Raw genomic sequence first — 9,075 nt, 5'->3', positions numbered from 1 at the left:
GCACTGGCGCGCTGCCACGCACGGACGTGCCGCCGCGCACGGACGTGCTGCCGCGCGCGTGCGCCTGCCGTCGTCGTCGCCCGTGCGGATCGCCGCCGGTGCGCTCGTGCTGGCCGCGCTCGCCGTCACGCTGTGGCGCGGCGTCACCGACCCGCGCAACGCGCTCGCCTTCGGGATCTTCATCGCCGTGGGCGAGCTGGCCCGCTGGGGCGCAGGGCCGCGCGAGCGCGAACCCGCGCCCCTCGGCGCAGCCGGAGCCCTCGCCTACGCGCTGCTCGGCGAGAGCGCCGGGCGCGACACCGGGCACGGCGTGCTCCAGACCGTCGCGGTGACGTTCGCCGCCGCGCTCGCCGGCGGCGCCCCGCACGGCCCCTCGCTCGACCACCTCGCCCGGCGGGTGCTCACGGTCGCCTTCGCCGCCGCCTGCTTCCAGCCCTGGCACGCCGTCGGCGGCTCGTACTACGTGGCGCTGCTCCTGCTGCTGCTCGTGCTCACCGCGCTGTGCGACGCCGTGCTCTGCGCCGTCCTGCGGCGCGCACGCACCGCCGACCCGTTCGGGCCACTGCTGCGCGAGGAACTGCGCGCCCTGCCCGGCATCGGCTCCGCGGTCTGCGCCACGGGCGTCGTCATAGCGCTCGGCGTCGCCGTCGCCGGGCTCTGGGCGCTGCCGGTGTTCTGCGTGCCGCTGCTGCTCACCCAGCTCTCCTTCCGCCGCTACGCGGCCGTACGCACCACCTACCGGCAGACCATCGCCTCACTCGCGCGCGCCACCGAGATAGCCGGGTACACCCGCCACGGCCACGCACGCAGGGTCGCGGAGCTCAGCCGCGCCGTCGGCCGCGACCTCGGCCTGTCCGGGCGCGAGCTGACCGTCCTCGAATACGCGGCCCTCATGCACGACATCGGCCAGCTCTCGCTCGTCGACCCCGTCCCCGAGGGGTCCACCGCAGCGCTGCCCGAGGCGCAGCAGCGCCGCATCGCGCTGCTCGGCGGCGCCGTCGTCCGGCAGACCGGCGTGCCCTCCGCGGTCGCCGTCGTCGTCGAGCGGCAGGCGGATCCGTACCGTGACCAGCCGCTGCCCGCGCGGATCGTCCGCGCCGTCAACGCGTACGACGACCTCGCAGGTGACAGCGGGTGCGCGGGCGGGCCACTGGGTGCCCTGGAACGGCTGAGGCTGGGCACGGCCCGTGACTACCACCCCGACGTGGTGGAATCCCTCGCACGCGTCCTCGCACGCGGCGGTCTGACCCCGGCCCCCGCTGGGTAGCCCGTGAGTAGAGAGCACGCATCCGGCATGGTTGGATGCCAGGAAGAGGTGTCCTGGGGCGCTGCCCCGAGTGACCGGCAGGTGGGAATCGTGAGGACGTGAGGATCTTCGGGAAGGTACGGCATCGGCCCTCCGCCTCGTGGCGGCAGGCCACCGACCGCGCGTTCACGCTGATCGGTGACGGCCGCTACGACGACGCGGGAGCATTGCTGACCCGTGCCGCCGACATGGAGCCGTGGCTGTCGGAGTCCTGGTTCAACCTGGCGCTGCTGCACAAGTTCCGGCACGACTGGGAGCAGGCCCGCGCCGCGGGACTGCGGGCCGTGGCCCTCCTGGACAAGGAGACCGGCGCCCCCGACTGGTGGAACGTCGGCATCGCCGCCACCGCCCTGCAGGACTGGCCGCTCGCGCGCCGCGCCTGGCAGGCCTACGGGCTGCGCGTGCCCGGCAGCCCGCACACCGCGGAGGCCGCCGAGGAGCCCGAGGGCATGGACCTGGGCAGCGCGGCCGTCAGGCTCTCGCCCGAGGGCGAGGCCGAGGTCGTCTGGGGCCGCAGGCTCGACCCGGCGCGCATCGAGGTGCTGTCCATCCCGCTGCCGTCGTCGGGGCGGCGCTGGGGCGAGGTCGTCCTGCACGACGGGGTGCCCAACGGCGAGCGCACGACGGAGGGCGCCGCGCACGGCGCGCCCCACGTGTACCCGGTGTTCGACGAGATCGAGCTGTGGGCGCCGTCGCCCGTGCCGACGTGGGTGGTGCTGCTCGAAGCCGCCACCGAGGAGGACAGGAACGCGCTCGAACAGCTCGCGTCCGACGCCGGGTTCGCCGCGGAGGACTGGTCGTCGTCGGTGCGGCTGCTGTGCCGCACGTGCTCCGAGAGCCGGATGCCGAGCGCCGAGGGCGAGGGCGAGCACCTCGACCCGCACGACCACAGCGAGCCGGGCCACCCGGGCCCGCTCGGCCACCGCACGCCGGGCGAGCTGTGGACGCCGGAGCGCGAGTGCGGCATCGCCGCGCCGCAGGGCCTCGTGCGCGGCCTGCTGGACGGCTGGGTCGCGGACAACCCGGACAGCCGCGAGTGGCGCGACCTCGAAGAGGTGTGCTGACCTTCGTCTCTGAGTGTGCCCACGCCTCCTGCACCACTTCGCTTAATTATCCTTAGCTTTCTCGCTGTATAGTTAGGGATGTGGAGTTGCTGCGTACGTCCAAGGCTGCGAAGCGTCTCGGGATTCATCCGATGACGCTTCGCCAGTGGGCGTTGGATGGCAAGATCCCGTTCAGCTGGGTCGGCCGTGAGCGCCGGTTCTCCTCGGTGGATGTGGAGAACATGAAGCGCGGTAGTGCTTCCTCGACCGTCCGGGCGCGCCTGGAGCTGCTGTATGTACGGGTGTCTGGCCCGTCGGGGCAGGAGTCCTCACTGGATGCCCAGGAGGCTGAACTGCGGGCCAGTTCGACGGGGACGGTTGTCGAGGTCGTCGACGATCACGGTTCGGGTTTGAAGGAGAACCGGCCGGGCTTGAACCGGGTGATCGCGATGGTCTCGGACGGCTCCGTGACGGTGGTGCGGGTGACGCATGAGGACCGGCTGGCCCGATTCGGTGTCGCCTGGCTCAAGCGGCTGTTCGCTGTGTACGGCGTCACCGTGGAGGTGCTGCACCCGAAGAAGCTTGGTAGCCGGGATGAACTCGTCGAAGACTTCGCATCCCTGGTGACCACGTTCGCCGGACGGCTGTATGGGATGCGCAGTGCGGACAACCGGCGGCGTCTGCTGGCCGAGTCCGGGCAGTGCACCGACGAGGAGACTACCCGATGAGTCGGAAGCTGCCGCTTGCCGACGGCGAGACCTCCCGTACCGCCTGCGCCCGCACACTGGTCCACTCAGGCCTGGACGAGAAGACCGGCGAACTTCTCACCGCCACAGTCCTGGCCGAACGCGTTGGCTGGTGTACCGACCTAGTCGGTGGCATGGTCGCCTCCCTGCTCGGCGAGCACTGGAACGCTGCCGGCGTATCGACGCTTGCTGTCGGTGTGGATTCCGGGGGCCGCAAGCTGCCGTCGAAGGCATGGATGGCGCTCCGGCGTCTCGGCTGGACCACTGCCTCTCCCAAGGGCGTAAAAGTCAACGACCGGATCGTTCGTGCCGCCCTGGAACAGGCCGGGCGCGTCCTGCGGTCGGTGAAGTGGCGCGCCGATGTGGTCACCGGAATCCTGGCCGCATGGCCCGCCGACCCGAACAAGCGCACTCAAGCCGAATGGGAAGCGGTGCGCGCCGCTGTCCCAGGCGGCGAATACCTGACGTCCAGTGTCATCCGCTCCCGCACCCGGCAGATCGCCGCCTTCAAGCGGGACAACGGCCATCTCCCCGCTGACGTGTTCGAGATGGAGCCCACGCCCCGTGTGGCACGGATGCTGTTGCTGGCGGCCTGTGACGGACAGCAAGCTTCGATCGAGCGGTCATTGACCGAGGCGACGAAGGCCCTGCTGCGCCTGCAGCTGCCCACCCGGCCCGACCCGCATACGTACGCGGACTGGACATGGGTCGCCTGCCCGATCACGCTGCCCCCGACCGTTCCCGCGAGCGCCGTACTGCACCTGCCCACGCTGCGCATCGCCGGCGGGAAAGTGCGGGCCGATCTTGCCTTCACTCACCCCGTCCTTAAGGCCCAGCGCTCCGGCCACACCGTGGCGATGGGCGTGGACTGGGGCCTGAACACCTTGCTGTCCGCCGGCACGGCCCGGCTCCACCCGGACGGCACGATCACCGCCCCCTCCGGCGGGGCGCAGTTCCGCGCCTCCGGTGTACTGGCCAAGCAGTACCGCCTTCGCCGTCTCTCGGAGCGGCTGCACGCCAAGGCCGACCACTACGCCCGTCTCGCCGACCCGGTGTCAAGGACGAAGCAATCAGTTCTCCTGCAAGAGATCCAGCACATCTCCGACCGGCGCTCCCACCTCAACAACGCGTTGGCCTGGGCTGCTGCCCGCTGGACTGTGGATCAAGCCGTTGCCGCCGGGGCGAGCGTGATCTATCTGGAAGACCTGCGGTCGATGGAAGCTGGCGGCATGGGCCGCACCCACAACACCCGATTGTCCCAGACCGTACGCGGGCAGATCAGCGACCGTATGCGTCAACTCGTCGCTGAGGTCGGCATCGCCGTGGTGACCATCCCTGCGGCGAACACCTCCAAGCACTGCCCGCACTGCCTCACCCCGCTGCGGCACCGCAAGGCCCCCGACAAGCCCACCACCCGAGGCTGGAAGTGGGCCATCTGCCCGTCCTGCCGGTGGCAGGGCGACCGCGACCAAGGCGCGTGGCGGCGTATCGCCGCACGCGGCCTCGCCCACCAGACCAAGACCGTCGTGGACAAGACCAGCAGCACCACCATGGTGATCCGCAAGGTCGTGGACACGATGGAAGCCAAGGCCGTCATCACGGCCACCCCGAAGACCAGCCGGAACGACCGGTCGAAGACCGGCTCCACTCGGCCGCGAACCAACCGTCCCGCGCCCAGGCGACGCGGGATTCCCTCCCCAGCCAGACCTCAAGGCCCGGCCGGAAAGCGTCCGGAGGGACACGCACCAACGGGCCGGAACCGGCTGCCCCGCGCAGCCCACCGGCACCAGAGCGTGACCACGATCAGCCCACCCACCACCGGCCACCGGCCACGCGGAGCAGCACTCGGCGCGGGATTCCATCTCCACGCCCACGCCACCCCGCCCAGGTGGGCAGAACCCACGCAGAACCCCACGGTTCGCACGGGATCACTCAACTGATCAGAGACGCTGTACGGGCACATCGCGCGGCGCTCAGCCGGCGGTGGAGGCAAGCGGCAACGGTAACCAGGAAGGCGACTGCGGACATGGCGCAGCAGGAGACGGACCAGCGGATCGGCGAGGGCGTCCTCGCGACGGACCAGGACGGGTTCGTCGTGGACACGGCGGACGCCGAGGCGCGGGAGACGGCACACCGCGAGCGCGGCACGTCCCGCCCCATCACCGTCGTCGGCAACCCCGTCCTCCACAAGGAGTGCCGCACGGTCACCGAGTTCGACGGCGCGCTCGCGACCCTGATCGACGACATGTTCGCGAGCCAGCGCACCGCCGAGGGCGTCGGCCTCGCCGCCAACCAGATCGGCGTCGACGCGAAGGTCTTCGTCTACGACTGCCAGGACGACGAGGGCGTGCGCCACGTCGGCGCCGTCTGCAACCCCGTCCTCGCCGAGCTGCCGCCCGAGCTGCGCCACCTCGACGACTCCAACGAGGGCTGCCTCTCCGTGCCGACGGCGTACGCGGCCCTCGCCCGCCCCGACTACGCCGAGGTGCGCGGCCAGGACGCGCATGGCAACGACATCAAGGTCCGCGGCACCGGTTACTTCGCCCGCTGCCTCCAGCACGAGACGGACCACCTGTACGGGTACCTCTACATCGACCGGCTCTCCAAGCGCGACCGCAAGGACGCGCTGAAGCAGATGGCCGAGGGCACCCCGCGCTACGAGACGGTCCCCAACGCCTGACGATTCCGTCAGAGCCGTCAGAACTCCTCGTCGAAGCCGACCGTCCCCTCCACCGCCACCTGGTAGGCGGAGGGGCGCCGCTCGAAGAAGTTCGTCAGCTCCTGGACGCCCTGGAGCTCCAGGTACGAGAACGGGTTGCGCGAGCCGTACACCGGGGCGAAGCCGAGGCGCCGCAGGCGCTCGTCGGCCACGCACTGGAGGTACTCGCGCATGGACGCCGTGTTCATGCCGGGCAGCCCGTCCCCGCACAGGTCGTGCGCGAACAGCAGCTCGGCCTCCACCGCCTCCTTGATCATTTCCGTGACCTGTCCTTCGAGGGCGCCGTCGAACAGCTCGGGCTCCTCCTCGCGGACGGTGTCGACGACCTCGAAGGCGAAGCCCATGTGCATCGTCTCGTCACGGAAGACCCAGTTGGTGCCGGTCGCCAGACCGTGCAGCAGCCCGCGCGAGCGGAACCAGTAGACGTAGGCGAACGCGCCGTAGAAGAACAGCCCTTCGATGCAGGCGGCGAAGCAGATCAGGTTGAGCAGGAAGCGGCGCCGGTCGGCCGCCGTCTCCAGCCGGTCGAGCTGCTCCACGGAGTCCATCCAGCGGAAGCAGAACGCCGCCTTCTCCTGGATGGACGGGATGTTCTCGACCGCCGCGAACGCGGCGGCGCGGTCTCCCGGATCGGGCAGGTACGTGTCCAGCAGCGTCAGGTAGAACTGGACGTGCACGGCCTCCTCGAACAGCTGGCGCGACAGGTAGAGCCGCGCTTCGGGCGAGTTGATGTGCTTGTAGAGGGTCAGCACGAGGTTGTTCGCGACGATCGAGTCGCCGGTCGCGAAGAACGCGACGAGGCGGCCGATCATGTGCTGCTCGGCGGGCGAGAGCTTCGCCAGGTCGGCGACGTCGGAGTGCAGGTCGACCTCCTCCACGGTCCAGGTGTTCCTGATCGCGTCGCGGTAGCGGTCGTAGAAGCCGGGGTAGCGCATCGGCCGCAGGGTCAGCTCGAACCCGGGGTCGAGCAGGCGGCCGGCGGATGTGGTGGTGGAGGTGGAGGTCGTGGTGTCGGCGGGGGAGTTCACTGGCATGCCTCGCATGAGTCGGGGTTCTCCAGGGAGCAGGCGACGGCGTCCTGGTCGGGCGGTGTGTCCTGCTGCCGTGGTACGGACGGGGCGTGCGCGGCGGCGCGCGCGATCCGCGTGGCGGGGCGCGAGCGCAGGTAGTACGTGGTCTTGAGCCCCTGCCGCCAGGCGTACGCGTACATCGAGCTGAGCTTGCCGATGGTCGGCGTCTGAAGGAACAGGTTCAGCGACTGGGACTGGTCGAGGTACGGGGTGCGGGCCGCAGCGAGGTCGATCAGCGCGCGCTGGGGCAGCTCCCACGCCGTGCGGTACAGGGCGCGCAACTCGGCGGGCGCACGCTCGACGCCGGCGACCGAGCCGCCGGCGTCCCGCAGCGCGTCCCTGGTCTGCTCGTCCCACAGCCCGAGCCGTTTGAGGTCGGCCACCAGGTACGGGTTGACCTGGAGGAACTCGCCGGACAGCGTCTCGCGCTTGAAGAGGTTCGAGACCTGCGGCTCGACGCACTCGTACGTGCCCGCGATGGACGCGATGGTCGCGGTCGGCGCGATGGCGAGCAGCAGGGCGTTGCGCATGCCGGTCCCGGCGATCCTGGCGCGCAGCGCCGACCACCGGTCCGGCCAGTGGTGCGCGGTGTCGTAGTGGTCCGGGTGCAGCACGCCGCGCGCGGCACGCGTCTCGCGCCAGGCGGGCAGCGGCCCGTCCTCCTCGGCGAGGTCGCAGGACGTCTCGTACGCGGTGAGCATGATCCGCTCGGAGATCCGGGTCGACAGCTCGCGCGCGTCCGCCGAGTCGAACGGCAGCCGCAGCGCGAAGAACACGTCCTGCAGGCCCATCACGCCCAGGGCGACGGGCCGCCAGCGGGAGTTGGACCGCCTGGCCTCCTCGGTCGGGTAGAAGTTGCGGTCCACGACCCGGTCGAGGAAGCGCACGGCGACGCGGACTGCGGCGTCGAGGCGCTCCCAGTCGAGCGCGGCGTCCACGCCGGCGTACCCGGACGGCGCGCTCTCGACGAACGCGGCCAGGTTGACCGACCCGAGGTTGCACACGGCGGTCTCGGAGTCGTCCGTGACCTCCAGGATCTCGGTGCACAGGTTGGACGAGTGGATCACCCGGCCCGGCTCGGCCGTCTGGTTGGCCGTACGGTTCGCGGTGTCCTTGAACGTCATCCAGCCGTTGCCGGTCTGCGCCAGTGTGCGCATCATCCGCCCGTACAGCTCCCGCGCGGGCAGCGACGACCGCGCGAGCCCGGCACGCTCGGCCGCCCGGTACGCGGCGTCGAAGGCCTCGCCCCACAGGTCCACCAGGTCCGGCACGTCGGAGGGCGAGAACAGCGACCAGTCCTCGTCGGCGGCGACCCTGCGCATGAACTCGTCGGGGATCCAGTGCGCCAGGTTGAGGTTGTGGGTGCGCCGCGCGTCCTCGCCCGTGCTGTCGCGCAGTTCGAGGAACTCCTCGATGTCCGCGTGCCACGTCTCCAGGTAGACGGCCGCGGCGCCCTTGCGGCGTCCGCCCTGGTTGACGGCGGCGACGGACGCGTCCAGCGTCCGCAGGAACGGCACGATGCCGTTCGACAGGCCGTTCGTGCCGCGGATCAGCGAACCGCGGGCGCGCACCCGCGAGAACGGCAGCCCGATGCCGCCCGAGTGCTTCGAGAGCCGTGCGACCTGGTGGTAGCGCTCGTAGATCGAGTCGAGCTCGTCGGCGGGGGAGTCGAGCAGGTAGCAGGACGACATCTGCGGGTGGCGGGTGCCGGAGTTGAAGAGTGTGGGGGAGGACGGCAGGTACTCGCGCCGCGACATCAGCCGGTACAGGTCCGCGACCTCGGCGAACGACGCCTCGGAGGTGTCTTTGGCGAGCCCAGCGGCCACCCGCAGCAGGAAGTACTGCGGCGTTTCGATCACCTGACGGGTCGTCGGGTGGCGCAGCACGTAGCGCGTGTGCACGGTGCGCAGGCCGAAGTACTCGAAGCCGTCGTCGGCCTCCGGGTCGGCGAGCGCGTCGAGCGCGGCGCGGTGCGCGGCGACGAACGCGGCGGTGCGGTCGGAGATCAGGCCCTCGCGGTGGCCGACCTCGATGGACGCGGAGAAGGAGACGGCGCCCTGCCCGGCGGCCTCCTCCGCGATGGCGCGGGCCAGCAGCCGCGCGGCGAGGCGCCCGTACGCGGGGTCCTCGGCGACGAGGCCGGCCGAGGTCTCCGCCGCGAGGCCGCGCAGCTCGGCCGCGGCGGCGCGGG

The 9,075-nt window shown here is 71.2% G+C and carries 7 protein-coding genes; 5 read left to right on the top strand and 2 right to left on the bottom strand.

The window, feature by feature from the left end; genetic code table 11:
* Window positions 1-58 precede the first annotated feature (58 nt).
* The 5 genes from JFN87_RS29695 to def all read left to right on the top strand — a co-directional run bounded on the left by JFN87_RS29695 (window position 59) and on the right by def (window position 5,775).
* Window positions 59-1,267: an HD-GYP domain-containing protein gene (locus tag JFN87_RS29695; protein WP_372449305.1), complete on the top strand. Its 1,209-nt coding sequence runs from the start codon at window positions 59-61 to the stop codon at window positions 1,265-1,267.
* A 98-nt stretch (window positions 1,268-1,365) separates the two neighbouring features.
* Window positions 1,366-2,370, top strand: a complete 1,005-nt coding sequence (locus JFN87_RS29690; protein WP_209345048.1) for a tetratricopeptide repeat protein — start codon at window positions 1,366-1,368, stop codon at window positions 2,368-2,370.
* Between the two features lie 80 nt (window positions 2,371-2,450).
* The gene (locus tag JFN87_RS29685; protein ID WP_209345046.1) at window positions 2,451-3,077 is read left to right on the top strand and encodes an IS607 family transposase; all 627 of its coding nucleotides are present in this window, start codon (window positions 2,451-2,453) and stop codon (window positions 3,075-3,077) included.
* Entirely contained in the window at window positions 3,074-5,035 is a 1,962-nt protein-coding gene (locus tag JFN87_RS29680; protein WP_245182522.1) for a zinc ribbon domain-containing protein, read from the top strand. The genes JFN87_RS29685 and JFN87_RS29680 overlap by 4 nt, the downstream gene beginning before the upstream one ends.
* 86 nt (window positions 5,036-5,121) lie before the next feature.
* A complete protein-coding gene (def, locus tag JFN87_RS29675; protein ID WP_209345044.1) occupies window positions 5,122-5,775 on the top strand; it encodes a peptide deformylase in 654 nt (217 codons plus the stop codon).
* A gap of 17 nt (window positions 5,776-5,792) precedes the next feature.
* On the opposite strand, the gene JFN87_RS29670 is transcribed toward def, so the two are convergent.
* Together JFN87_RS29670 and JFN87_RS29665 are read right to left on the bottom strand one after the other, a co-directional pair.
* A complete protein-coding gene (locus tag JFN87_RS29670) occupies window positions 5,793-6,848 on the bottom strand; it encodes a ribonucleotide-diphosphate reductase subunit beta (protein ID WP_209345042.1) in 1,056 nt (351 codons plus the stop codon).
* Window positions 6,839-9,075: ribonucleoside-diphosphate reductase subunit alpha (locus JFN87_RS29665; protein ID WP_209345040.1), on the bottom strand; the 2,237-nt coding region annotated here is incomplete at its 5' end. The genes JFN87_RS29665 and JFN87_RS29670, both read right to left, overlap by 10 nt.

Origin of the sequence: Streptomyces montanisoli (genome assembly GCF_017813245.1) — a bacterium.
GTDB classification, from domain to species: domain Bacteria; phylum Actinomycetota; class Actinomycetes; order Streptomycetales; family Streptomycetaceae; genus Streptomyces; species Streptomyces montanisoli.
The sequence above is the reverse complement of the archived record's forward strand: the minus strand, read 5'-3'. Positions and strand labels throughout refer to the sequence as shown.